Raw genomic sequence first — 24,997 nt, forward strand, 5'->3', positions numbered from 1 at the left:
ACGTAACAGGAAGCAACTATGCTCGATAAACATACCCATACCCTGATCGCCCAGCGGCTAAACCAGGCGGAAAAACAGCGTGAACAGATCCGCGCTATTTCGCTGGATCACCCGACGATCACTATCGAAGACGCCTACGCGGTACAGCGCGAATGGGTAAATATGAAAATCGCCGAAGGCCGCGTGCTGAAAGGACATAAAATCGGCCTGACCTCAAAAGCAATGCAGGCCAGTTCGCAAATCAGCGAACCGGACTACGGCGCGCTGCTGGACGATATGTTTTTCCACGACGGCGGCGATATTCCTACCGACCGCTTTATCGTCCCGCGTATCGAAGTGGAGCTGGCCTTCGTGCTGGCCAAACCGCTGCGCGGCCCCCACTGCACCCTGTTTGACGTCTACAACGCCACCGACTACGTGATCCCGGCGCTGGAGCTGATTGACGCCCGCTGCCACAACATCGACCCGGAAACCCAGCGCCCGCGCAAAGTCTTCGACACCATCTCCGATAACGCCGCCAACGCCGGGGTGATCCTCGGCGGCCGCCCGATTAAACCCGACGAGCTGGATCTGCGCTGGATCGCCGCCCTGCTCTATCGCAACGGCGTGATTGAAGAGACCGGCGTCGCCGCGGGGGTGCTGAATCACCCGGCCAACGGCGTGGCCTGGCTGGCGAACAAGCTGGCGCCGTACGACGTCCAGCTGGAAGCCGGGCAGATTATTCTCGGCGGCTCCTTTACCCGGCCGGTACCGGCGCGCAAAGGCGACACCTTCCACGTCGACTACGGCAACATGGGCGCGATTAGCTGCCGCTTTGTCTAGGAGAAACATGATGCATAACGCCTTTAAAGACGCCTTAAAAGCGGGTCGTCCGCAGATTGGCCTGTGGCTGGGGCTGACCAGCAGCTACAGCGCCGAGCTGCTGGCCGGGGCCGGGTTCGACTGGCTGCTGATCGACGGCGAGCATGCGCCAAACAGCGTGCAGACAATCCTGACCCAGCTACAGGCGATCGCTCCCTACCCCAGCCAGCCGGTGGTGCGGCCGTCGTGGAACGACCCGGTGCAGATTAAACAGCTGCTGGATATCGGCGCGCAAACCCTGCTGGTGCCGATGGTGCAGAACGCCGACGAAGCGCGGCTGGCGGTGAAAGCCACCCGCTACCCGCCCGCGGGCATTCGCGGCGTCGGCAGCGCGCTGGCCCGCGCCTCGCGCTGGAACCGCGTCCCGGATTATCTCCATCAGGCCAACGACGCGATGTGCGTGCTGGTGCAGATCGAAACCCGCGAAGCGCTCAACAATCTGCCGCAGATCCTCGATGTCGAGGGCGTGGACGGCGTGTTTATTGGCCCGGCGGATCTGAGCGCCGATATGGGCTTCAGCGGCAACCCGCAGCATCCGGAAGTGCAGGCCGCCATTGAGCACGCCATCGGGCAAATTCGCGCGGCGGGCAAAGCGCCGGGGATCCTGATGGCCAGCGAGCCGCTGGCGAAGCGCTACCTGGAACTCGGCGCGCTGTTTGTCGCCGTCGGCGTCGATACCACCCTGCTGGCCCGCGGCGCGGAAGCGCTGGCGGCGCGATTTGGCGCGGAAAAAACCGCCTAGGGTTCGTCAGGCGTCTATTAATACCCGCAGTACCCTACAAAATTCCCATTAGAGGAAAATGATAATGAGCGATACATCATCTGCCATCCCGGAAAAGTTCGATCCGGCTAATCAGCACAAGCAGCTGACGGCGCAGCAGCAGTCGGTTATCAACAAGCTCTTTCGCCGCCTGATCGTCTTTTTGTTCGTGCTGTTTATCTTTTCGTTTTTAGATCGCATCAATATCGGTTTTGCCGGGCTGACCATGGGCCAGGATCTGGGCCTTAACGCCACCATGTTTGGTCTTGCCACCACCCTGTTTTACGCCACCTACGTGATATTCGGCATTCCCAGCAACGTGATGCTCAGCATCGTTGGCGCTCGCCGCTGGATCGCCACCATCATGGTGCTGTGGGGCATCGCCTCCACCGCCACCATGTTCGCGACCGGACCGAACAGTCTTTATATCCTGCGCATGCTGGTGGGGATCACCGAGGCCGGTTTTCTGCCCGGCATTCTGCTCTATCTGACCTACTGGTTCCCGGCCTTTTTCCGCGCCCGCGCCAACGCGCTGTTTATGATCGCGATGCCGGTGACCACCGCGCTGGGGTCGATCGTCTCCGGCTATATCCTGTCGATGGACGGCCTGCTGAACCTGCACGGCTGGCAGTGGCTGTTCCTGCTGGAAGGCTTCCCGTCGGTGCTGCTCGGTATTATGGTCTGGTTCTGGCTTGATGATTCGCCGTCGAAGGCGAAATGGCTGACCGCGGACGATAAAAAATGCCTGCAGGAGATGATGGATAACGACCGCCTGACGCTGGTCCAGCCGGAAGGGGCGATCAGCCATCACGCCATGCAGCAGCGCAGCCTGTGGCGGGAAGTGTTCACGCCGATCGTGCTGATGTACACCCTGGCCTACTTCTGCCTGACCAATACGCTCAGCGCGATCAGCATCTGGACGCCGCAGATCCTCAAAAGCTTTAACGAAAGCAGCAGCAATATCACCATCGGCCTGCTGGCGGCGATCCCGCAGATTTGTACCATTCTGGGAATGATCTACTGGAGCCGCCACTCCGATAAACATCAGGAGCGTAAGCACCACACCGCCCTGCCGTTCCTGTTCGCCGCCGCGGGCTGGCTGCTGGCGTCGGCCACCGATCACAACCTGATCCAGCTGCTCGGGATCGTGATGGCCTCCACCGGATCGTTTAGCGCAATGGCCATTTTCTGGACCACGCCGGATCAGTCGATCAGCCTGCGCGCCAGAGCGATCGGCATCGCGGTGATCAACGCGACGGGTAATATCGGATCGGCGCTCAGCCCCTTTATGATCGGCTGGCTGAAGGATATTACCGGCAGCTTCAGCAGCGGCCTGTGGTTCGTCGCCGCCCTGCTGGTCATCGGCGCGATGATTATCTGGGTGATTCCGATGAAAGGAACGCGTCCGCGCGCGACGCCGTAAGGAGCCGCCATGTGCCAGAGCCCGATAGCCAATATCGATATTAATAAAGAGTACGATGAGAGCCTGGGGACGGAAGATGTGCATTATCAATCGTTTGCCAGGATGGCGGAGTTCTTTGGCCGCGATATGCAGGCGCACCGTCACGACCAGTATTTTCAGATGCACTTTCTCGATACCGGGCAGATTGAGCTGCAGCTCGACGATCATCGCTATTCGGTGCAGGCGCCGCTGTTTGTTCTGACGCCGCCCTCGGTGCCGCACGCTTTTATCACCGAGTCCGATAGCGACGGTCACGTGCTGACGGTGCGCGAGGATCTGGTCTGGCCGCTGCTGGAGGTGCTCTATCCCGGCACGCGGGAGGCTTTCGGTCTGCCGGGCATCTGCCTGTCGCTGGCCGACAGGCCCGAGGAGCTGGCGGCGCTGGCGCACTACTGGCGGCTGATTGAACGGGAATCGACGTCGCAGCTGCCGGGGCGGGAACATACCCTGACGCTGCTGGCGCAGGCGGTGTTCACCCTGCTGCTGCGCAACGCGAAGCTTGACGATCACGCGGCCAGCGGGATACGCGGCGAGCTCAAGCTGTTCCAGCGGTTTAACCAGCTGATCGACGGCCACTACCATCAGCACTGGACGGTGCCGGATTACGCCAGCGAGCTGCATCTGACCGAATCCCGGTTAACCGATATCTGCCGCCGCTTCGCCAACCGGCCGCCCAAACGGCTGATTTTCGACAGGCAGCTGCGCGAAGCCAAGAGGCTGCTGCTCTTTTCCGACAGCGCGGTCAACGAGATAGCCTGGCAGCTGGGCTTTAAGGATCCGGCCTATTTTTCCCGCTTTTTTAACCGCTTAGTCGGCTGCTCGCCGAGCGCGTTCAGAACGCAAAAAGTACCGGTATCATAAGAGCTTCCCGGGGACGGCGCGGCGAGTTCGCAGCCGTCTGAGAGGCGGTATCCCGGGCAAGGCGCATCAAGCGCCGCCCCCCCGGAGCAGAGCGCAGAATCGCTGCATTTCCCGGAGGCGATGCTGCGCATCTGTCCGGCCTACACATTCAAAACCCGCCCTGGCTTGTCGTCGGATCACCGGGGAGCCAGGCCGGAAAATAGAAAAAACCAACCCCCGATCACATAACCCAACCCCGCCTGAAAAGTACCGACCGTTGACCTAAAAGTCTCTTCACGAAAGCCGCGTTAACCGCTTCAATTGAACAACAAAAACAAAACATAAATTTAACATCGCATTCCGATTAATACTGAAGAGGTCACCTATGAAACCTGAAAATTTCCGTGCCGACGCTAAACGCCCGTTAACCGGTGAAGAGTATCTGAAGAGCCTGCAGGACGGCCGCGAAATCTATATCTACGGCGAACGCGTTAAGGACGTGACCACCCACCCGGCGTTCCGCAACGCCGCCGCCTCCGTCGCCCAGATGTACGACGCGCTGCATAAACCCGAGCTGCAGGATACCCTGTGCTGGGGGACCGATACCGGCAGCGGCGGCTATACCCACAAGTTCTTCCGCGTCGCGAAAAGCGCCGACGATCTGCGCCAGCAGCGCGACGCTATCGCCGAATGGTCGCGCCTGAGCTACGGCTGGATGGGACGTACCCCGGACTACAAAGCCGCGTTCGGCTGCGCGCTCGGCGCAAACCCAGCGTTTTATGGTCAGTTTGAACAGAACGCCCGCAGCTGGTACACCCGCATCCAGGAAACAGGCCTCTACTTTAACCACGCCATCGTCAACCCGCCCATCGACCGCCATAAGCCAGCCGACGAAGTGAAAGACGTCTATATCAAGCTGGAAAAAGAGACCGATGCCGGGATCATCGTCAGCGGCGCGAAAGTGGTAGCCACCAACTCGGCGCTCACCCACTACAACATGATTGGCTTCGGCTCGGCGCAGGTGATGGGCGAAAACCCGGACTTCGCGCTGATGTTCGTCGCGCCGATGGACGCCGAAGGGGTCAAGCTTATCTCCCGCGCCTCCTATGAGCTGGTCGCCGGAGCAACCGGATCGCCCTACGATTATCCGCTCTCCAGCCGCTTCGACGAAAACGATGCGATCCTGGTGATGGATAATGTGCTGATCCCATGGGAAAACGTGCTTATCTATCGCGACTTCGATCGCTGCCGCCGCTGGACGATGGAGGGCGGTTTCGCCCGCATGTATCCGCTACAGGCCTGCGTGCGTCTGGCCGTGAAGCTCGATTTCATCACCGCCCTGCTCAAGCGCTCGCTGGAGTGTACCGGAACCCTGGAGTTCCGCGGCGTGCAGGCGGATCTCGGCGAAGTGGTGGCCTGGCGCAATATGTTCTGGGCGCTGAGCGATTCGATGTGCGCCGAAGCCACGCCGTGGGTTAACGGCGCGTATCTGCCGGATCACGCCGCGCTGCAAACCTATCGCGTGATGGCGCCGATGGCCTACGCCAAAATCAAAAACATTATTGAACGCAACGTCACCAGCGGCCTGATCTATCTGCCGTCCAGCGCCCGCGATCTCAATAATCCGCAGATCAACGAATACCTGGCGAAATACGTGCGCGGATCGAACGGCATGGATCACGTCGAGCGCATCAAGATCCTCAAACTGATGTGGGACGCCATCGGCAGCGAGTTTGGCGGCCGTCATGAGCTGTACGAAATCAACTACTCCGGTAGCCAGGATGAAATTCGCCTGCAGTGCCTGCGTCAGGCGCAGAGCTCCGGCAACATGGACAAAATGATGGCGATGGTGGATCGCTGCCTGTCCGAGTACGACCAGAACGGCTGGACGGTGCCGCATCTGCACAACAATACCGATATCAACATGCTGGATAAGCTGCTGAAGTAACCGGCAGCGGGAGGTCACAATGCAATTAGATGAACAACGTCTGCGTTTTCGCGATGCCATGGCCAGTCTGTCGGCCGCCGTTAACGTCATCACCACCGAAGGCGAGGCGGGCCGCTGCGGTATCACCGCCACCGCGGTCTGTTCGGTGACCGATACGCCGCCGTCGGTAATGGTCTGCATCAACGCTAACAGCGCGATGAATCCGGTGTTCCAGGGCAACGGCAAGCTGTGCATCAACGTGCTGAACCACGAGCAAGAGGAGATGGCCCGCCACTTCGCCGGCATGACCGGGATGACGATGGATGACCGTTTCGGCCTCAGCGGCTGGCAAAAAGGCGCGCTGGGCCAGCCGGTGCTGAAAGGCGCGCTGGCGAGCCTTGAGGGCGAGATTAGCCAGGTGCAGACCATCGGTAGCCACCTGGTCTATCTGGTGGAAATCAGGAACATTACCCTGAGCCAGCAGGGCCACGGGCTGATCTACTTTAAGCGCCGCTTCCATCCGGTGATGATGGAGATGGACGTCGTGGCGTAGTTTTGCCTTCCCCTCTCTCGCGGGAGAGGGGATTACCTCGCTTCCCCCCATCGTCACGGCGGGAATATTCCTGTGATCTCAATCACATATTTAAGCCTGCCGGGATTCCTGCCCAACCGCTTACCCTCGCAAGTGACCGCTTAACCCCGGATATAACCACTCACAGATTTACCCAACTTTACGCGCGCGACGTTCTGGCAAGATGGTCCCCAGCATAGCTAATCAATGCCTCCTCAAACCCTAACTAAACCCAGACGGCTTCGGCCCATTATTCATCTTATTAAGCCAGGTTTTACTATGGATACTAAAAAGTTATTCAAGCACATACCCTGGGTGATTCTTGGAATCATCGGGGCATTTTGCCTCTCGGTCGTCGCTCTGCGCCGCGGCGAGCACGTCAGTGCGCTGTGGATCGTGGTGGCCTCGGTTTCCGTCTACCTCGTCGCCTACCGTTATTACAGCCTGTACATTGCGCAAAAGGTCATGAAGCTCGACCCTACGCGCTCCACGCCTGCGGTGATTAACAACGATGGCCTGAACTACGTTCCGACCAACCGCTACGTGCTGTTCGGCCACCACTTTGCCGCGATTGCCGGCGCCGGTCCGCTGGTGGGCCCGGTGCTCGCCGCGCAGATGGGTTACCTGCCGGGTACCCTGTGGCTGCTGGCGGGCGTCGTGCTGGCAGGGGCGGTGCAGGACTTTATGGTGCTGTTTATCTCCTCGCGCCGTAACGGTGCCTCGCTGGGGGAAATGATCAAGCAGGAGATGGGTCCGGTGCCGGGTTCCATCGCGCTGTTCGGCTGCTTCCTGATAATGATCATCATCCTTGCGGTGCTGGCGTTAATCGTGGTGAAAGCGCTGGCGGAAAGCCCGTGGGGCGTCTTCACCGTCTGCTCGACCGTGCCGATCGCCCTGTTTATGGGGATCTACATGCGCTTCCTGCGCCCGGGCCGCGTAGGCGAAGTATCGGTGATTGGTATCGTCCTGCTGGTAGCGTCGATTTACTTCGGCGGCGTGATTGCCCACGACCCGTACTGGGGCCCGGCGCTGACCTTTAAAGACACCACCATTACCTTTACCCTGATTGGCTACGCGTTTATCTCGGCGCTGCTGCCGGTCTGGCTGATTCTGGCGCCGCGCGACTACCTGGCGACCTTCCTGAAAATTGGCGTTATCGTCGGCCTGGCGCTGGGCATTGTTATCCTCAACCCGGACCTGAAAATGCCGGCGGTGACCCAGTACATTGACGGTACCGGTCCGCTGTGGAAAGGCGCGCTGTTCCCGTTCCTGTTTATCACTATCGCCTGCGGCGCGGTCTCCGGCTTCCACGCCCTGATCGCCTCCGGCACCACGCCGAAGCTGCTGGCTAACGAAACCGACGCCCGCTTTATCGGCTACGGCGCAATGCTGATGGAGTCCTTCGTGGCGGTGATGGCGCTGGTAGCGGCCTCAATTATCGAACCGGGCCTCTACTTCGCGATGAACACCCCGCCGGCGGGTCTGGGCATCACCATGCCGAACCTGCACGAAATGGGTGGTGAGAACGCCGCGCTGATTGCCGCGCAGCTGAGGGATGTCACCGCACACGCGGCGGCGACCGTCAGCTCCTGGGGCTTCGTGATCTCACCTGAGCAAATCCTGCAAACCGCGAAAGATATCGGCGAACCGTCGGTACTGAACCGCGCGGGCGGCGCGCCGACGCTGGCCGTGGGTATCGCTCACGTGTTCCACAAAATCATCCCGATGGCGGATATGGGCTTCTGGTACCACTTCGGTATTCTGTTTGAAGCGCTGTTTATCCTTACCGCGCTGGATGCCGGTACCCGTGCAGGCCGCTTTATGCTGCAGGATCTGCTGGGCAACTTCGTGCCGTTCCTCAAGAAAACCGACTCGCTGGTGGCCGGTGTTATCGGTACCGCGGGCTGCGTCGGCCTGTGGGGCTACCTGCTGTATCAGGGCGTGGTCGACCCGCTGGGCGGCGTGAAGAGCCTGTGGCCGCTGTTCGGTATCTCTAACCAGATGCTGGCCGCCGTGGCGCTGGTGCTCGGCACCGTGGTGCTGGTCAAAATGCAGCGCACCAAATATATCTGGGTCACCGTGATCCCGGCCGCATGGCTGCTGCTGTGCACCACCTGGGCGCTGGGCCTGAAACTGTTCAGCACCAACCCGCAGATGGAAGGCTTCTTCTTCATGGCGCAGCAGTATAAAGAGAAGATCGCCGCCGGCGGCGAACTGACCGCGCAGCAGATTGCCAACATGAACCATATCGTGGTGAACAACTACACCAACGCGGGTCTGAGCATTCTGTTCCTGGTGGTGGTCTACAGCATCATCTTCTACGGCATCAAAACCTGGCTCAACGTGCGCAACAATAAAGTGCGTACCGACAAAGAGACCCCGTACGTGCCGGTACCGGAAGGCGGCGTGAAGACCTCTTCGCATCACTAAACCTTAATGCCGGATGGCGCTACGCTTATCCGGTCTACACAAACGAATGTTTGTAGGCCGGATGAGGCGCTAGCCGCCATCCGGCTTTATTCGTTCTCTGGGACTCACAATGTTTGGTAACTTAGGTCAGGCAAAAAAATACCTCGGTCAGGCAGCGAAAATGCTGATTGGCATTCCGGATTACGATAATTACGTCGAGCATATGCAGACTAACCATCCGGACAAGCCGTACATGACCTACGATGAATTCTTTCGCGAACGCCAGCAGGCCCGCTACGGCGGCGACGGCAAAGGCGGCGTACGCTGCTGCTAATGGAGGCAAACATGGCACCGATTGCAGTCACCCTGCTCACCGGTTTTCTTGGCGCGGGTAAAACCACCCTGCTGCGCCATATCCTGAACGAACGGCACGGCTTTAAAATTGCCGTTATCGAAAACGAATTTGGCGAAGTCGCCGTCGATGACCAGCTTATCGGCGATCGCGCCACGCAGATTAAAACCCTGACCAACGGCTGCATCTGCTGTACCCGTTCCAACGAACTGGAAGACGCCCTGCTCGATCTGCTCGACAGCCGCGATCGCGGAGAAATTGATTTTGACCGGCTGGTGATCGAATGCACAGGCATGGCCGACCCCGGCCCGATTATCCAGACCTTTTTCTCTCACGATGTGCTGTGTGAACGCTATCTGCTGGATGGCGTGATTGCGCTGGTTGACGCGGTGCATGCCGACCAGCAGATGAATCAGTTCACCATTGCCCAGTCGCAGGTGGGCTACGCCGATCGTATCCTGCTCACCAAAACTGACGTGGCGGGCGACAGCGACAAGCTCCGCGAACGGCTGATGCGTATTAACGCCCGCGCGCCGATTTACAACGTCACCCACGGCGATATCGACCTGAATCTGCTGTTTAACACCAGCGGCTTTATGCTGGAAGAGAACGTGGTCAGCAGCAAACCGCGCTTCCACTTTATGGCCGATAAGCAGAACGACGTGTCGTCTATCGTGGTGGAGCTGGATTATCCGGTGGATATCAGCGACGTGTCGCGGGTGATGGAAAACCTGCTGCTCACCTTTGCTGAACAGCTGATGCGCTATAAAGGGATGCTGTGGATCGACGGCGAGCCCAACCGCCTGCTGTTCCAGGGCGTTCAACGGCTATACAGCGCCGACTGGGACCGGCCGTGGGGCGATGAGCGGCCGCACAGTACCCTGGTGTTTATTGGGATACAGCTTCCGGAAGATGAGATTCGCACCGCATTTGCGAGCCTGCGCAAGTAGTCATGTCGCTCGCCCCCTCTTCTGGAGGGGGAATGCGCGAATGAAATGTAAAATTCTGTTCTTATATGTAACAATAGAAATGTTTTTGGAAATAATTAGAAAGCCAATTATTGCGTCCACAACCGCTTTTTCGCGCCTGTTCAGCGAATATTTAGCCAAAAGATTCAACTCACGCTCAACGGCTAAAGATTACCCGTTGACTCCGCAGTAAAAACAACTAACAAACAACACAAATAAATATATCTAATAACAAAATTAGCATAAAACAGTCATCACTCGCTGATTTGCAGTCATAAAAATCGATTGTTAAGGTGCCCTCCGCGTAATGTAATGATGAGGCATAAAACATGAAAAAGCTGAATATCCTTCTTCTCTCGGCGTTGGCTGCCGTCTCGGGATCCGCACTCGCGATGGGCGGCACCGTTGAGCAGGGCAAGAACTTCACCAACCTGAATCTGGAAATGGGGAAATCCTCCTCTGGCCTGTATGTGGAAAGCAACTGGCTCAAAAATACCGATGACGGTACCCAGACAGGCGGCGTAGGCGCGGGTTATAACCTGGAACTCGGCCCGGTGATGTTTAATGCCGGCGCGAAAGCCATCTACCTCGGCCCTAAAAAAGGCGATAACGGCGTGGCCTTCCCCATCGGCGGCGGCGCCAACGTGGCCCTGACCGACAGCATCCATCTCTATGGTGAGGGCTATGCCGCACCGGAGGGCCTGAACAATAGCGTCAAAAACTACGTTGAAGCCAACGGCGGCGTAAGCTGGACGCCAATCACCCCAGTCACGCTGAAAGTGGGCTATCGCCATGTCAGCGTCGACGGCAAAGATGGCCGCCCGGGCCACACGCTGATTGACGGCGCCTATGTCGGCGGCGGGGTTACCTTCTGATGAACGGCCGCTTCGCCGCGCTTTGCGTTCTGAGCTTCACCGTGCTGCTGTCAGGCTGCGTCCAGTACAAATGGGTGAAGCCGGGAGTCAGCGATACGGAGATGAATAAAAAGCTCACGGAGTGCGAAGCGCAGGCGCTGATCGATCTCCCCCCGGATAACGTCGTCACCGGTTCAAGCTCGGAAAAAACGGACAAAAAGAACAAGAAAAAGGATATTTCCACCAGCTATACGGTTGAGGACGCCAATGAGGGGCGCAGGGATACGCTCGTCGACAGCTGCATGTTTAAGAGCGGCTGGGATAAGATTGAAGTTCAGTGAACGCCAAAAAACCTGCCAGATGGCAGGTTTTTGTCTTCACGCCGTTATTTATGCACGACCACCAGCTTCTGATTCACAAACTCTTTAATCCCGAGATCGGAAAGCTCGCGGCCAAACCCGGAGCGCTTAACGCCGCCAAACGGCAGCTCCGGAGCGGTATCGGTTAGCCAGTTGATATAGACCATACCGGTTTCAATCCGCGACGCCATGCGTTTCGCCCTTTCGATATCCTGGCTGAATACGGCTCCGCCAAGGCCATAGTGCGAATCGTTGGCCAGCTTCATCGCCTCATCGTCATCTTTCACCACGTAGATTTGCGCGACCGGGCCGAAGAACTCTTCGAAGTAGGCCGGGTTATCGCGGGTAATGCCGGTGAGTATGGTGGGCTCGAAAAAGCTGCCTTCCCGCTGCGCGGGTTTGCCGCCCAGGTGCAGCTTCGCGCCGTTTTTCACCGCGTCGTTCACCTGCCTAGTCAGCGTGTCCAGCGCATCTTTTGAAGAGAGCGGCCCCAGCGTCGTGCGCTCATCCAGCGGATCGCCGATTTTCACCTGACGGAAGGCCTCGGTAAACTGGCTCAGGAACGAGTCGGCAATTTTTTCATGCAGGATAAAGCGCTTCGCCGCGGTGCACACCTGGCCTGCGTTGTTGAGCCGCGCCTGCACGCCGATCTTCACCGCCTTCTCCAGATCGGCGTCGTCCAGGACCACAAAGACATCGTTGCCGCCCAGTTCAAGCGTCGCTTTCTTGATGTGTTTAGCCGCCTGCGCCGCCACCACGCTACCGGCTTTTTCCGAGCCGGTCAGGGCCGCACCCTGTACGCGATCGTCGGCGATAATCTTCGCCACCTGATCCTGAGAAATAAAAAGGTTAGTCCACGCGCCCTCCGGCGCACCGGCTTCGCGTACCAGGTGGGCGAAGGTTTCCGCACAGTGCGGGACGATGCTGGCATGTTTGGCGATAACCGGGTTCCCCGCCGCCAGGTTCGGTGCCAGCACGCGCATAAGCTGATAATAAGGGAAGTTCCACGGTTCTACCGCCATCAGTACGCCGATGGGATGGTGTTCGACCCAGGCTTCACCCAGCTCGGACGGATACTTTACCGGCGCCAAAAACTGTTTGGCGTTGTCGGCGTAGTAGCGGGCAATTTGCGCGCACAGCTTCACTTCACCGCGGCTTTGCTCAATGAGTTTGCCCATTTCCTGGCTGGCGATTTTCGCCAGCTCGTCAACCCGGCCGTCGATCAGATCCGCCAGCTTGTACAGCACCGATAGCCGCTGCGCTATATCGCCTTTCGACCACGACGAATGATATAGCGCATCCGCCTTCTGCAGAGCCGCTTCCACGTCCGCGTCGCTGTGTGCCGGGTACGCTTTGATAAGCTGATTGTTTGCAGGATTCACCGTCTGATAAGCCATATCGCATGTCTCCTTGTTATCGCTGTTAACGCAGTCATAAATACCGCACAGGATATTAAGGGTAGTCGAGATAACTGAGGATGCGGCCAAACTCAGAGAGATACGGAATTTTCCCGAAATGGAACGGAGCGCGCTCTCGGCATAAATCGCCCATAAATAACAGCTCAATATCAATAAGTTAATGAGTAACAGCCCGGATATCCGCCTCCGACAAACCGGTAATTCTCAGCACCGTTTCCAGGGCCATACCTTCGGCGAGCATCGTTTGAGCAATACGCCGCGCTTCGGCGCGCTGCCCCTCCTCAACGCCCTCCAGTCGACCTTCCCGCTTCCCCTGCCTGCGCCCCACTTCACGTAACCTTTCGGCGATAGTCATGAGCTTCTCCTTATGCTGCGGAACACGCTGAGCCACTTCGCGGATAAATTTCCCCAACCGAAGCGCTTTGCCCGAGTGAATCAGGTAATTAAACAGCGTTTTTAGCTGCCTGTCATTAGCGTATCCGCTAAGCAAAATGGCCGTCAGATGTTCCACAATGCCCAGCAAATCGCGCTGACGAATATGTTTTTGCATCAGCTCCAGTAAGGCGACTCTTCGATGCTGGACAATTTCGTCATCAGGCACGACGGTAATATCCACCAGCGGAAACGGCATGGTATAAAGCTGCTTAGCCAGAGCAGGGTCGGCAAACTTGTCGAGCCAGGATAACGACCAGGGATAAGGCGTGGCGACGCCATGATAGAACAGTATCGGTACAACCAGCGGCAGCGTTTTATGTCCGTTATCCAGATGGCGCTGCATCGCAGCAATGGCGTAACGCATCATTCTGAAGGCCATATACGCATCCGGAGAGCTTTGATGCTCGATGACAACATAGATATAGCCTTCTCCCGCCGCGGTTTTCAGTGCCCAAAGAACATCGGAGTAGTATGCCCGCAGGTTCTCCTCAATAAAGCTCCCGGATTCAAGCGTCAGCGAATCCAGGTCGCAAAGCTGTCTGAGCGCCGGAGGAAGATGGATATCCAAAAAGTCGCGCGCGGTATCAGCTTGACGTAAAAACTGTTTGAAGACCGCATCGTGCGGCGTTGACGTAGTACCCTTTTCCATGGCTATCCGCCTGCGTAAAAAAATCCTGCCGCCACTCTACTGCGCCATTTTTCTCATCACACACACTGTTGCTGACCTTTACGAGCCGCGACGAAAGATATCTTCCTTCGGCTGCAAGCGAGACATTTTTGTTGAACGCGACTCGCGGTTCTCCCGCAGGATGAAGGCATGTTATAAACAGCTATCCCCCTCAGCTAAGGAGCCCACCGTGAGCCATACGCGCGATATTCAGCAAACCTTCTGGCGCGACGAACAGCTGCCCTGGCTGGAGCTGCGCAGCACCTGGCAAAGCCGTCAGGCCTATAAACGTCACCGCCATCCGCAGCTCTCCGTGGGGGCGATTATCGAGGGGGAAACGCGCTGTATCTGCAACGGGAAGGAGTATCTGCTGCGGCCGGGCGATCTGATTATTATCCCCGCCCAGGCGCCCCACAGCTGCAATCCGCGCGACGGCCAGCCGCGCAGCTACCATATGCTCTATCTCGAGCTAAGCTGGTGCTGGCGGCAGCTGGCAAACGATGCGCATCACGAGCGGCTGATAACCTCCCAGCCGGTGATTCGCGATGCCGGGCTCTTTGCCCGGTATCTGCAGATCGTGGCGTTGATGACTCAGCAAAACACCGCCGCGCTACCCGCCAGCGTCGCCCGGTTCCTGCGCGACCTGCCGCTGCGCCCGCTCGCGCCTGTGGCGCTTAGTCAGACCAGCGCGCGTTTGTTCAGTCGTCTGGCAACCAATCTGCAGGCGCCGCCGACGCTGGATAGCCTCGCCGATGAGTTTGCGCTGCGCAAAGAGACGCTGATCCGCGCCTTCAAGCAGGATACCGGCCTGACGCCCGCCAGCTTTATCAATATCGCGCGGATTGAGTTCGCCAAAACGCGCCTGCGGGCCGGGGATAATATCGCCGATGTCGGCTACCAGGCCGGGTTTGCCGACCAGAGCCACTTTCATAAAACCTTTGTCAGCTATACCGCCGCCACGCCGCGCCAGTATGCGCAGTCCCGATCAATAACAGACAATAATTAGCGTTTACGCTGGCGTAAGGTGACCTCAGATTAATACTGAGGTTGCTATGGACATACTCGCTACGCTCTTTCCCTCCGCCTTCCCCGCGCTGGCGCTCTCCCATTTTGTCGCCCTGCTGAGCCCCGGGCCGGATTTTTTTCTGCTGGTGGGCTACGCCATCCGCTATCGCCTGCGCGGCAGCGTCGGCCTGTGTATCGGCATTGCCGCCGGAAACGGTCTGTATATTCTTCTGGCCATTATCGGCTGGGGGATCCTGCGCCAGGCGCCGCTGCTGTTTACGGTGATTGAGCTGCTGGGCGCGGCGTATTTACTGTGGATTGGCAGCCTGCTGCTCAGAAGCCGTCCGACCACGCTGGCGCTGCACGGCGCCTCGGCTTCGCGCCCGCCGCTGGTGAAACAGCTTTTTCTCGGGCTGGGTTCTTCGCTGCTCAATCCGAAAAACGCGCTGTTCTACCTCGCGCTGATGACCTCCCTGCTGGGCCCGAACGTCACGCTGGTGCAGCAGGCCGTCAGCGGAGCCTGGATGACCAGCGTGGTGTTGATATGGGATCTGTTGCTGGTCACGCTGATTGCGCTACCGTCGGTGCAGCGCCGCCTTTCCGCCGTCGTCTGGCGAGTCGAGCGCACGGCCGGCGGCGTATTGATGGCTTTTGGTTGTTGGATTGTGTGGCAGTTTATTTTTAATTAATATTGTCAACGACCCAATAAGACAAAGCCTCGTCATTTTCTTTACAAGAATAAACGAGGCTCTATTCTATCTTTCTTTTAAACAAAATTTATTCCGGGCTATTTGCCGTCAACATATCCATCGGCACAAATACCCACTGCTGCGCTTCCGAGCCGTTAAATTCGAAAAGAATAATCGGATTCCCCTGGTTCGTGCCGCGGTTGTAGCTGTCCATAACAAAGCTCGGGTTTTGTTTGCTTTTAATAAAGCGACGTGAGCTGACTAAATCCCACCGCTGCGTCGCTTTATTCCCGCGAACCTGGAGCTCAATCGCTGCGCCTGAGCCCATACGATCCCCGCAAATGCCCAGCAGCAGCTCCTCGCTGGCGGCCAGGACGATCTCGCCGGTCCTGTCATCAACCGACCACAGAATTTTATTTAACGGTGAGGACGTCGGTAAGATAACAGCCTTAGCCCCGGCTTGCTGATCGCTAATACCTAATACCATGTCTTTTTTTGCTGCATATTTAAATATACCAATCATGAAAAACTCCTTTTATAAAAGACCAGTAGCAAGAGAAATTGATTAACGTTTTCCCTGAAATAAACAATGCCTTATTTAACCTTGAATATAATGTGATTAAGATCACTTATTAATAACTAACTTAAGAAAAAACCCATGTGGGATATATATTATGAATGCATTTAAGTTTAATTATTTAAAAATAGAATTTAAGCTACGTAAATTAAATTAACCCTCATCGTCTCTCTCGTCGGAAAAAGAGGAATCCGAATGACCAGGGCGTCAAATGGCGAAGATTTTACGCATTAGCCGTCAGGCTATATGCTTAAGCTTATGGAAAAACTCGCTGAACTGAAACGCGCCAAGCTGCTGGCGCTCTCGCTGCTGCTGATTGCAGCCGCCATTTTTATCACTACCCTCGTGCTGCCGCCAACGCCATGGGTCGGTGCGCTAAAGGCTATTTCCGAAGCGGCAATGGTCGGCGCGCTGGCGGACTGGTTTGCGGTCGTGGCGCTGTTTCGCCGTATTCCGCTGCCGTTCGTTGCGCGGCATACGGCGATTATTCCGCGTAATAAGGACCGGATTGCCGATAATCTCGGCTATTTCGTGCAGGAAAAATTTCTCGATACGCCCTCTCTGGTCGCGCTGATCCGGCGCTATGAACCGGCGCTGATGCTCGGTAACTGGTTCAGCCAGCCGGAAAACGCGCGTCGGGTCGGCCAGCATCTGCTGCAGGTGATGAGCGGCTTTCTGGAGCTAACCGATGACGCGCGCATTCAGCGCCTGCTGCGTCGGGCGGTACATAAAGCGATTGATAAGGTCGATTTAACCCAAACCAGCGCTATGATGCTGGAAGGGCTGACGCGCGATAACCGCCACCAGAAGCTGCTGGATTCGCTGATTAGCCAGCTGATCGCCCTGCTCCAGCGCGACAGCTCGCGGGCGTTTATTGCCCGCGGTATCGTGCACTGGCTGGAGACCGAGCATCCGCTTAAAGCCAGGCTGCTGCCTACCGAATGGCTCGGTGAGCACAGCGCTGAAATGGTTACCGATGCGGTTAACACGCTGCTCGACGAAGTGAGTCAGGATCGCGCCCATCAGATCCGCCAGGCCTTCGATCGCGCGGCGCTGAAGCTGATCGACAACCTGAAGTCCGATCCGCTGATGGCGGAAAAAGCGGACAATATCAAAGCGTATCTGAAAAACGATGAGACCTTTAACCGCTACCTGGGCGAGGTATGGGCCGATCTGCGCGGCTGGGTTAAAAACGATGTTAATAGCGACGATTCACGCATTAAGCAGCGCATTGCCGAAGCCGGGCAGTGGTTTGGCGAAACGCTGCTCCACGATGAGGCGCTGCGCGAATCCCTGAACGAACATCTCGAGCAGGCGGCGCACCGGGTGGCCCCGGAGTTTGCCGCCTTCCTGACGCGCCATATCAGCGATACGGTCAAAAGCTGGGACTCCCGCGATATGTCGCGACAAATCGAGCTGAACATTGGTAAGGATCTGCAGTTTATCCGCATCAACGGCACGCTGGTTGGCGGCACTATCGGTCTGCTGCTGTGGCTGTTTTCACAAATTCCTTCGCTGCTGCATTTACATATTTAATTCAACTTTTTGTTTTTAATGTATTTCTTATATGAATACACATTAACCATTAAAAACACATGGATATTTAGGTTGACCCTAAATTTATTGCAGTGTGAAGTGCTGAAATAGTGCGCGCATAAACGGCTATTTATGGCGTAGAGACTCAACAAGGAGCCCACCGATGTTGCAATGGATGACCCGTTTTTTCGCCCGCCATTCCACCACGCTGTTCTTCCCGGCGGCGCTGATCCTGTATGACTTTGCCGCCTATCTGACCACCGATCTTATCCAGCCGGGGATTATCCACGTTGTGCGCGACTTTGACGCCGACGTGGCGCTGGCTCCCGCCTCGGTCAGCCTGTATATGGCCGGCGGCATGGCGCTACAGTGGCTGCTCGGGCCGCTCTCCGATCGTATCGGCCGCCGTCCGGTGCTGCTCACCGGCGCGCTGATCTTTACCCTAGCCTGCTTCGCGACCCTGTTCACCACCTCAATGGAGCAGTTCCTCGCCGCACGCTTTGTTCAGGGCACCAGCATCTGTTTTATCGCTACGGTTGGCTACGTCACCGTGCAGGAGGCGTTCGGCCAGACAAAAGCCATTAAGCTGATGGCGATTATTACCTCGATCGTGCTGATCGCGCCAATAATTGGCCCGCTCTCCGGCGCGGCGCTGATGCACTTCGTGCACTGGAAAGTGCTGTTCGGGATTATTGCCGTCATGGGGTTTATCGCTTGGCTGGGGCTACTGCTGAATATGCCGGAGACCGTCCGGCGCGGCGACGTCCCCTTCAGCGCCAGCGGCGTGCTGCGCGATTTCCGCGATGTTTTCCGCAACCGCGTTTTTCTGTTCGGCGCCGCCACGCTCTCGCTCAGCTATATTCCACTGATGAGCTGGGTTGCGGTCTCGCCGGTTATCCTGATTGACGACGGCGGGCTGACCACCGCCGAGTTCGCCTGGACCCAGGTACCGGTCTTCAGCGCGGTGATTATTGCCAACCTGTCGGTGGCGCGCTGGGTAAAAGACCCGACGCGTCCGCGCTTTATCTGGCGCGCGGTGCCCATCCAGATGACCGGGCTGGCGATCCTGATCCTCGGCAACCTGCTGTGGCCGCACGTCTGGCTGTGGTCGGTGATCGGCACCTGCTTCTACGCCTTCGGCATCGGGCTGATCTTCCCGACCCTGTTCCGCTTTACCCTGTTTTCAAACGATCTGCCAAAGGGCACCGTTTCCGCTTCGCTGAATATCGTGATCCTTAGCGTCAGCGCGCTCTCTATCGAAGCGGCGCGCTGGCTGTGGTTTAACGGCGGCAGGCTGCCTTTTCATCTGCTGGGGGTGGCGGCGGGGATTGCGGCCGCGTGCTGTCTGGCGGGTTTATTAAGCCGGATACGCCAGCAGCCGGAAGCCGAGCTGGCGCAGGAGTAGCCCACATTGGCTACTCCACGGTCCAGGCTTCACTAAAGCTCTCGTCGGCGAACAGCTCCGTCAGGCCGCTGATCTGTTTCAGGCGCAGCACCTCGTCCGCATCCATACCGAGCTCTTCGCCGATGCGCCGATCGTCCCAGCCCTGGCGATGTAAATCGCGGACGATGTCGGACATTGCCGCGATCTGATGTTTGCCCCTGGCGCGATTATGGCGAATGGTGGCGGCGATGCGCTCTTTCTGCCCTTCGCGTTCGGCATTGATGAGCGTCACCGGAAGATAACCATGCAGGCGCCGGTTCAGCTCCGGGCGACTCTTACCAATCAGATGGCGATGAAAACCGTCCACGACCAGGTGCCGTCGCTGCTGGCGAGCCACCACTACCGGTTGGGTAAAACCATCCAGTTCGATAGAGCGTTCCAGCAGTTTTTTTTCCACCGTCGCCATCACGTTGGGGTTGTAGTCATTCGCCTCAACCGTTTTGGCCTCGACCCACAGCACGCAGTCCACCGGCTCGCGGCAGAAGGGACTGTGCTGGTGGATCAGACTCTTCAGCTCGTTAATCGCTTTGATTTTCAGGTCAACATCATCAAACGACTCGAGATATTCAATCACTGTCTTAGCCACATCCGGCGACATCAAAGCGTCCTCCACTCTTTACGTTTGTTACTCACCAGCCGACAGTAGCGCTCATAGTGCTTTGGCTGCGTCGGGCTGAACGACAGCATCCGGCACCAGAAATCGTTTTTCAGCAGCGTCTTGCAGATGCGGCGCCATGAGGGAACATCGCGATAGCCGAGATCTTTTTCCTGCTCGTCGGGAATATCGACAGGGAAACCGCGGGTCTGGTACCAGTGCAGATAAATAGCGATTTTATTACGGTAATGCTCGGCGGTTTTTGCCGGCATGCTGTCGAGCAGAAAGAGCGCATACTCGCGCCAGCTAAAATGCGCCGGTTTGCGGATTTTGGTCTTCAGCGCAAAGTAGTCGCCGCTGGCGTTGGCGTAAATCGCGCCGCTGTGCGCGCCGCATACCCGACGGCACATCCGCTCCCAGGTCTCCGGCTCAAGAATGTGATAGAGCCACAGCCCGCGCCTCTGCTCGGGGCCGAAGGGCTCGCAGACGCGCATATTTTTCAGCGGTACGCCGGCGCGGTGCATCAGGTCATAGAGCGGATTGTAGGGGAGGCGCGACTTATGATTAAAGATCCAGATGTCGCGGGTCCGCCAGTCATAGAGGGGATAGCAGGTATAGCTGAACCCTTCCGGCGAGGCGGTGGTCCAGGGTTTATCTTCCTCAAAGCGCAGTTTGGTCGGCGAGGTGAGCGCCATATAGCGATGCAGCGACTCGTCGGTGCGGATGCCGATCAGCGAAGCGAGACTGCGCCCCGCAGCCAGCCAGTGGGAAAAGGCCGGTATAAACGCTTCAAAGGTCATTTCCGGCTGATAAAAAGGGAAAAAACCGGCATCGGTGATGGCGTCATCCGGCGGTTGCCTCACCCATTCTTCCCCAGCCCGCCAGGCGACCCATTCCGGCTCATGCTGCGATACGCCGCTCACCGTGGTCATCGGCAGCGCCACCCAGTAAAAGCGGCTTACCACGTCCTGATAGCGCTCTTTCATATTTTGTACGTGCTGGATGGTTAATAAATACTGCGCTTCCCAGTCCACGAACAATACCGCAAACTTTTTCCCTTTTTTACGCGCAACGGCTGCCGCCAGATGAAATAATACCGTCGAGTCTTTACCACCCGAAAAAGATAAACAGACCTGCTCGAAAGTATCAAATACCCAATCCAGGCGCATCAGAGCAGCGTCAAAAACATTCATATTCAGTTTTACGCGTTTCATCCTTCACCCCTGATAAATGAATCGCCGTCAGAATGTACTTATAGAAAAATTCCGTAAGCCAGATAACCTGAAATCAGGTTCATAGATTATTCATCCAGATACCGAACATGCTGAAAAAAGGCGAGCGCGACTAAATGTTATTCACACCATAAAAATCATGTTATCTCATTTAAATTCATAAAGTTACGAGAATAACTCCTATTATCTTCGTTTTCTCGGGAGTCCTGTGATCTCAGTCACAATTCTCCGCCGAGCGAGGTCATCAATATCCTTTATTGCGGCCAAAAACATCACGCCATATCGCAACTGACTCTCCGCAATCGGATATAATCAGCAGCCCCGATCCACCGTAACAATATTGATTAAGGAACGCCATGAGCGATATCGATCTCAGCCCGCCGCAACGCGACCTGCTGCGCGAGAAGCTGTCTAAATACTGCGAAGAGAATTTTGAACTGGAACTGGAGCAATTTGACGCGGAATTCTTTGTCGACTTTATTGCGAAAGAGCTGGGTCCAATGTTTTATAACGCCGGGATTGATGCGGCCATCGCCACCCACCTTGCGTGGGGCGATCGGATTCAGGAAGAGATGGATCTGAAAAAAGTCTACTAGCGGAAGATCAATAAATACCCACAGTAAACAGGGTTATAATGCGACCTCTTTCATCATCTCCCGTGTACGGGGAAGGAAAACCATGTCGCTTATCACCGATCTACCCGCCATTTTTGACCACTTCTCCGCAGCCCGCCAGCAGGGTTTCCTCACGGTCATGGAGCTTAAAGAGCAAAACATACCGCTGGTTGGCACCTACTGCACCTTTATGCCGCAGGAAATTCCGCTGGCCGCCGGCGCGGTGGTGGTGTCGCTGTGCTCCACCTCCGACGAGACGATTGAAGAGGCGGAAAAGGATCTGCCGCGCAACCTCTGTCCGCTGATAAAAAGCAGCTACGGTTTTGGCAAGACCGACAAATGCCCCTACTTCTACTTTTCCGACCTCGTGGTGGGCGAAACCACCTGCGATGGCAAAAAGAAAATGTACGAATACATGGCCGAATTCAAAGCCGTGCACGTGATGCAGCTGCCGAACAGCGCCAGCGATGATGCCTCGCGAGCGTTGTGGAAAGCGGAAATTTTGCGCCTGCAGAAGGTGGTGGAAGATCGCTTTGGTACGCCGATTACCGAAGCCGCCCTGCGCGAGGCGATTATCCTCAAGAACCGCGAACGGCGGGCGCTGGCGAACTTTTATCGCGTCGGGCAGCTCAACCCGCCCGCGCTCAGCGGCAGCGATATCTTAAAAGTGGTTTACGGCGCGACCTTCCGCTTCGATAAAGCGGCGCTGATCGATGAGCTCAACGACATGGCCGATCGGTTACGCCTGCAGTGGCAAGAGGGCAAACGGCTGGAGGCGCGGCCGCGTATTCTGATCACCGGCTGCCCGATCGGCGGCGCGGCGGAAAAAGTGGTGAAAGCCATTGAGGACAACGGCGGCTGGGTGGTCGGTTTTGAAAACTGCACCGGCGCGAAAGCCACCGAGCGCTGCGTGGAGGAGACGGGTGACGTTTACGACGCCCTGACCGAGAAATATCTCGCCATCGGCTGCTCCTGTATTTCGCCGAACGACCAGCGCCTGTCCCTGCTCAGCCAGATGGTGGATGAATATCAGGCGGACGGCGTGGTGGATGTCATTTTGCAGGCCTGCCACACCTACGCGGTGGAATCGCTGGCGATAAAACGCCACGTGCGCCAGCAGCACGACATCCCCTATATCGCCATTGAGACCGACTATTCGACGGCGGATATCGGCCAGCTCAGCACCCGCGTGGCGGCCTTTATCGAGATGCTTTAGGAGCGCGCGTGACCATTACCGTAGGGATTGATTCCGGATCGACCGCCACCAAAGGCATCCTGCTTGAAGACGGCGTGATTCAGCGCCGCTTTCTCTGCCCGACGCCGTTTCGCCCCGCCGACGCCATCGTTGAGGCGTGGGAAACGCTCCGCGCTGGCCTGAGCGAGCGCCCCTTTTTAACCTTAACCGGCTACGGTCGCCAGCTGGTGGATTTCGCCGATAAGCAGGTCACTGAGATCTCGTGCCACGGGCTCGGCGCGCGCCTGCTGGCCCCGCAGACCCGGACGGTCATCGACATCGGCGGCCAGGACAGCAAGGTTATCCAGCTGGACGAAGCGGGTAATCTCACCGATTTCCTGATGAACGATAAATGCGCGGCGGGTACCGGGCGCTTCCTGGAGGTGATTTCGCGTACGCTGGGGGCCAGCGTCGAGCAGCTCGACAGCATCACCGACGGTATTGAACCCCATGCGATTACCAGCATGTGCACGGTATTCGCCGAATCCGAGGTCATCAGCCTGCGTTCGGCCGGGGTGCCGCCGGAGGCGATCCTCGCCGGGGTGATCAACGCCATGGCCCGACGCAGCGCCAATTTTATTAGCCGTCTGTCGGCGCAGGGGCCGCTGCTGTTTACCGGCGGCGTCAGCCACTGCACGGCCTTCGCGCGGAGGCTGGAGGGGCACGTGGGTATGGCGGTGCAGACGCATCCCGACGCGCAGTTTGCCGGGGCGATCGGCGCGGCGCTGATCGGCTTACGTCAGAGGAGCCGCCGGTGACGGAATATCTGTTTTTATTTCACTCAACGGTGGGGGTAGTGCGGATGCGCAAAGCCCTGCAGGCGGCGGGAGCGTCCTTCCGGGTGAAGGACATTCCGCGCCAGCTGCGCGGCGGCTGCGGGCTTTGCATTTATCTGAGCTGTGAGCCGGGCGAAGAACAGAAGTGGATTCTCCCCGGCCAAACGGAAGCTCTGTTTCGCGTCGCCGGGAATGATTATCAGCTGCTGGCTCAGTTTCCGCCGCAGGCGTAACCAGGGCGCGAATCATCGCCCGGCGGCGTACAGCGAGCACAATATCCGGGTTTGTTCCCTCAGCCCAGCAGCTGGCGAACGCAGGATTTAAACACCCGCACGCCATCCGCCAGCGCGGCGCGGTCGAAGTGCATCTCCGGATGATGCAGCCCCGGCAGCAGGTCGCAGCCCAGCCCCCAGAACCCGCCCTTCACCTGTGGACGCAGGCGCAGGTAGTGGAAAAAGTCCTCGCTGCCCGGCGTACTCTTCGCTTCCGTTAAGCCGGCTTCGCCAAACGTTTCCCGGATCGCCTGGCTGACGATAGCCGTAGCCTGTTCGTCGATAATCGCGGCGGGCATCTCCTTGACGATCTGGATATCGACGGTGGCGCCGTAAGCCGCCGCGCTGCTCTCTATCGCCCGCACCACCCGCTCTTTCAGCGTCGCCATGCCGTCATTTTCCGCGCTGCGCAGATCCCAGCACACGTGCGCTTTCGCCGGCACCGAGTTGGTAACCCCCGCATCGCACAGAAAGCGCGTCGCTTTAGCGCTCCAGGTCAGCGAAGGCGCCAGATGAATCCCGTTTACCGCCTGCACCGCGTGCGACGCGGCATCCAGCGCGTTAACGCCCAGGTGAGGCCGGGCGGCATGCGCGGCTTTGCCGTGGAAATCGACCATCACCGTCGCCGAGGCGGAGTAGTACATCGCCGGCACCGCCTTGCCCTTCGGGCACTCCTCCAGCGGCCTGAGGTGGAAGCCGAACAGCATCTCCACGTCGTCCAGCACGCCCGCTTCCGTCAGCGCGATCGCCCCGGTGCCCAGCTCTTCGGCGGGCTGAAAGAGTATTTTCAGCTTCCCGCGCTTCACCAGCCCTTCGGCGAGGATCTCTTCCGCGGCGGTCAACACCACCGAAGAGTGCCCGTCATGACCACAGGTATGGCGAGCCTCTAAGCGGCCATCGATGATATGGCCCAGCGCATCCATATCCGCCCGCAGCGCCACGACCGGCCCCGGCTTACCGCTATCCAGCAGCGCAACAATGCCGGTGGTGCCGCCGACGTTGCGCTGAACCTGAAACCCCGCGGCTTCTAATGCATCGCCGATGTATGCCGACGTTTTGTGCTCCTCAAAGCCCAGTTCAGGGATTTGATGCAGATAGTTGAAATGCTCTAAAGTTCGCGACACGTCTTACTCCTTGCCT

General features: G+C 57.7%; 25 protein-coding genes. 19 read left to right on the forward strand and 6 right to left on the reverse strand.

Annotated elements, in window-relative coordinates:
- The first annotated feature begins 18 nt into the window (after nucleotides 1–18).
- From hpaH to JLG71_RS24265, 11 genes are all read left to right on the forward strand, one after another.
- The gene (gene hpaH, locus JLG71_RS24215; protein ID WP_004098303.1) at nucleotides 19–822 is read left to right on the forward strand and encodes a 2-oxo-hept-4-ene-1,7-dioate hydratase; all 804 of its coding nucleotides are present in this window, start codon (nucleotides 19–21) and stop codon (nucleotides 820–822) included.
- A 10-nt stretch (nucleotides 823–832) separates the two neighbouring features.
- Entirely contained in the window at nucleotides 833–1,603 is a 771-nt protein-coding gene (gene hpaI, locus JLG71_RS24220; RefSeq protein ID WP_200914329.1) for a 4-hydroxy-2-oxoheptanedioate aldolase, read from the forward strand.
- A 64-nt stretch (nucleotides 1,604–1,667) separates the two neighbouring features.
- Nucleotides 1,668–3,044, forward strand: coding sequence for a 4-hydroxyphenylacetate permease (gene hpaX / locus JLG71_RS24225; protein ID WP_014227785.1), 1,377 nt, complete (start codon nucleotides 1,668–1,670; stop codon nucleotides 3,042–3,044).
- A 9-nt stretch (nucleotides 3,045–3,053) separates the two neighbouring features.
- Complete coding sequence (hpaA, locus tag JLG71_RS24230) at nucleotides 3,054–3,944, forward strand: 4-hydroxyphenylacetate catabolism regulatory protein HpaA (RefSeq protein WP_049082899.1); 891 nt, start codon at nucleotides 3,054–3,056, stop codon at nucleotides 3,942–3,944.
- A gap of 364 nt (nucleotides 3,945–4,308) precedes the next feature.
- Nucleotides 4,309–5,871 carry a 4-hydroxyphenylacetate 3-monooxygenase, oxygenase component gene (gene hpaB / locus JLG71_RS24235; protein ID WP_049082901.1) on the forward strand — a complete coding sequence of 521 codons (1,563 nt, stop codon included), beginning with the start codon at nucleotides 4,309–4,311 and terminating at the stop codon, nucleotides 5,869–5,871.
- 19 nt (nucleotides 5,872–5,890) lie between these two features.
- Complete coding sequence (locus tag JLG71_RS24240) at nucleotides 5,891–6,403, forward strand: 4-hydroxyphenylacetate 3-monooxygenase reductase subunit (RefSeq protein WP_004098296.1); 513 nt, start codon at nucleotides 5,891–5,893, stop codon at nucleotides 6,401–6,403.
- Between the two features lie 297 nt (nucleotides 6,404–6,700).
- Entirely contained in the window at nucleotides 6,701–8,851 is a 2,151-nt protein-coding gene (btsT, locus tag JLG71_RS24245; protein WP_014227784.1) for a pyruvate/proton symporter BtsT, read from the forward strand.
- 109 nt (nucleotides 8,852–8,960) lie between these two features.
- Nucleotides 8,961–9,164, forward strand: coding sequence for a YbdD/YjiX family protein (locus JLG71_RS24250; protein ID WP_004098292.1), 204 nt, complete (start codon nucleotides 8,961–8,963; stop codon nucleotides 9,162–9,164).
- Between the two features lie 11 nt (nucleotides 9,165–9,175).
- Complete coding sequence (gene yjiA / locus JLG71_RS24255; RefSeq protein ID WP_014227783.1) at nucleotides 9,176–10,132, forward strand: GTPase; 957 nt, start codon at nucleotides 9,176–9,178, stop codon at nucleotides 10,130–10,132.
- A gap of 347 nt (nucleotides 10,133–10,479) precedes the next feature.
- A complete protein-coding gene (locus JLG71_RS24260; protein ID WP_116280465.1) occupies nucleotides 10,480–11,025 on the forward strand; it encodes a YfaZ family outer membrane protein in 546 nt (181 codons plus the stop codon).
- On the forward strand, nucleotides 11,025–11,345 hold the full coding sequence (locus tag JLG71_RS24265) for a hypothetical protein (protein WP_004098289.1): 321 nt from the start codon (nucleotides 11,025–11,027) through the stop codon (nucleotides 11,343–11,345). Before JLG71_RS24260 ends, JLG71_RS24265 begins: the two co-directional genes overlap by 1 nt.
- 44 nt (nucleotides 11,346–11,389) lie before the next feature.
- Here JLG71_RS24265 and JLG71_RS24270 read toward each other — a convergent pair whose 3' ends face one another.
- Together JLG71_RS24270 and JLG71_RS24275 are read right to left on the reverse strand one after the other, a co-directional pair.
- Nucleotides 11,390–12,760: an NAD-dependent succinate-semialdehyde dehydrogenase gene (locus JLG71_RS24270; protein ID WP_116280464.1), complete on the reverse strand. Its 1,371-nt coding sequence runs from the start codon at nucleotides 12,758–12,760 to the stop codon at nucleotides 11,390–11,392.
- Between the two features lie 178 nt (nucleotides 12,761–12,938).
- Nucleotides 12,939–13,865, reverse strand: a complete 927-nt coding sequence (locus tag JLG71_RS24275; protein ID WP_049082909.1) for an Rpn family recombination-promoting nuclease/putative transposase — start codon at nucleotides 13,863–13,865, stop codon at nucleotides 12,939–12,941.
- Nucleotides 13,866–14,073: 208 nt separating this feature from the next.
- On the opposite strand from JLG71_RS24275, the gene JLG71_RS24280 reads away from it, so the two are divergent.
- On the forward strand, nucleotides 14,074–14,889 hold the full coding sequence (locus tag JLG71_RS24280; protein WP_200913861.1) for an AraC family transcriptional regulator: 816 nt from the start codon (nucleotides 14,074–14,076) through the stop codon (nucleotides 14,887–14,889).
- 46 nt (nucleotides 14,890–14,935) lie between these two features.
- Nucleotides 14,936–15,577: a LysE family translocator gene (locus tag JLG71_RS24285; RefSeq protein WP_047724601.1), complete on the forward strand. Its 642-nt coding sequence runs from the start codon at nucleotides 14,936–14,938 to the stop codon at nucleotides 15,575–15,577.
- 88 nt (nucleotides 15,578–15,665) lie between these two features.
- Here the strand turns inward: JLG71_RS24285 and JLG71_RS24290 are convergent, their stop codons facing one another.
- Nucleotides 15,666–16,100: an RICIN domain-containing protein gene (locus tag JLG71_RS24290; protein WP_046877824.1), complete on the reverse strand. Its 435-nt coding sequence runs from the start codon at nucleotides 16,098–16,100 to the stop codon at nucleotides 15,666–15,668.
- Between the two features lie 300 nt (nucleotides 16,101–16,400).
- Here JLG71_RS24290 and JLG71_RS24295 point away from each other — a divergent pair, with 300 nt between their 5' ends.
- Nucleotides 16,401–17,690, forward strand: a complete 1,290-nt coding sequence (locus JLG71_RS24295; RefSeq protein WP_014227777.1) for a DUF445 domain-containing protein — start codon at nucleotides 16,401–16,403, stop codon at nucleotides 17,688–17,690.
- A 163-nt stretch (nucleotides 17,691–17,853) separates the two neighbouring features.
- Nucleotides 17,854–19,095 carry a multidrug efflux MFS transporter MdtM gene (gene mdtM, locus JLG71_RS24300; protein WP_116280462.1) on the forward strand — a complete coding sequence of 414 codons (1,242 nt, stop codon included), beginning with the start codon at nucleotides 17,854–17,856 and terminating at the stop codon, nucleotides 19,093–19,095.
- A gap of 10 nt (nucleotides 19,096–19,105) precedes the next feature.
- On the opposite strand, the gene JLG71_RS24305 is transcribed toward mdtM, so the two are convergent.
- Both JLG71_RS24305 and JLG71_RS24310 read right to left on the reverse strand, forming a co-directional pair.
- A complete protein-coding gene (locus JLG71_RS24305) occupies nucleotides 19,106–19,732 on the reverse strand; it encodes an IbrB-like domain-containing protein (RefSeq protein ID WP_014227775.1) in 627 nt (208 codons plus the stop codon).
- Complete coding sequence (locus JLG71_RS24310) at nucleotides 19,732–20,943, reverse strand: phosphoadenosine phosphosulfate reductase (RefSeq protein WP_032693014.1); 1,212 nt, start codon at nucleotides 20,941–20,943, stop codon at nucleotides 19,732–19,734. The genes JLG71_RS24305 and JLG71_RS24310 overlap by 1 nt, the downstream gene beginning before the upstream one ends.
- A 374-nt stretch (nucleotides 20,944–21,317) precedes the next feature.
- On the opposite strand from JLG71_RS24310, the gene JLG71_RS24315 reads away from it, so the two are divergent.
- The 4 genes from JLG71_RS24315 (at nucleotide 21,318) to JLG71_RS24330 (ending at nucleotide 23,818) form a co-directional block, all read left to right on the forward strand.
- Nucleotides 21,318–21,557, forward strand: coding sequence for a DUF2164 domain-containing protein (locus JLG71_RS24315; RefSeq protein WP_009652824.1), 240 nt, complete (start codon nucleotides 21,318–21,320; stop codon nucleotides 21,555–21,557).
- 82 nt (nucleotides 21,558–21,639) lie between these two features.
- The gene (locus tag JLG71_RS24320; RefSeq protein ID WP_064406257.1) at nucleotides 21,640–22,791 is read left to right on the forward strand and encodes a double-cubane-cluster-containing anaerobic reductase; all 1,152 of its coding nucleotides are present in this window, start codon (nucleotides 21,640–21,642) and stop codon (nucleotides 22,789–22,791) included.
- A gap of 8 nt (nucleotides 22,792–22,799) precedes the next feature.
- A complete protein-coding gene (yjiL, locus tag JLG71_RS24325; protein WP_064406258.1) occupies nucleotides 22,800–23,567 on the forward strand; it encodes a putative 2-hydroxyacyl-CoA dehydratase activator YjiL in 768 nt (255 codons plus the stop codon).
- Nucleotides 23,564–23,818 (forward strand): DUF3343 domain-containing protein, encoded by a 255-nt coding sequence (locus tag JLG71_RS24330; protein ID WP_064375519.1) that lies wholly within the window; start codon nucleotides 23,564–23,566, stop codon nucleotides 23,816–23,818. The genes yjiL and JLG71_RS24330 overlap by 4 nt, the downstream gene beginning before the upstream one ends.
- Nucleotides 23,819–23,877: 59 nt before the next feature.
- Here JLG71_RS24330 and JLG71_RS24335 read toward each other — a convergent pair whose 3' ends face one another.
- Entirely contained in the window at nucleotides 23,878–24,981 is a 1,104-nt protein-coding gene (locus JLG71_RS24335) for a M20 peptidase aminoacylase family protein (protein WP_134899048.1), read from the reverse strand.
- Nucleotides 24,982–24,997: the final 16 nt, after the last annotated feature.

It is taken from the genome of Klebsiella michiganensis (assembly GCF_015139575.1).
Taxonomy (GTDB): Bacteria; Pseudomonadota; Gammaproteobacteria; order Enterobacterales; family Enterobacteriaceae; genus Klebsiella; species Klebsiella michiganensis.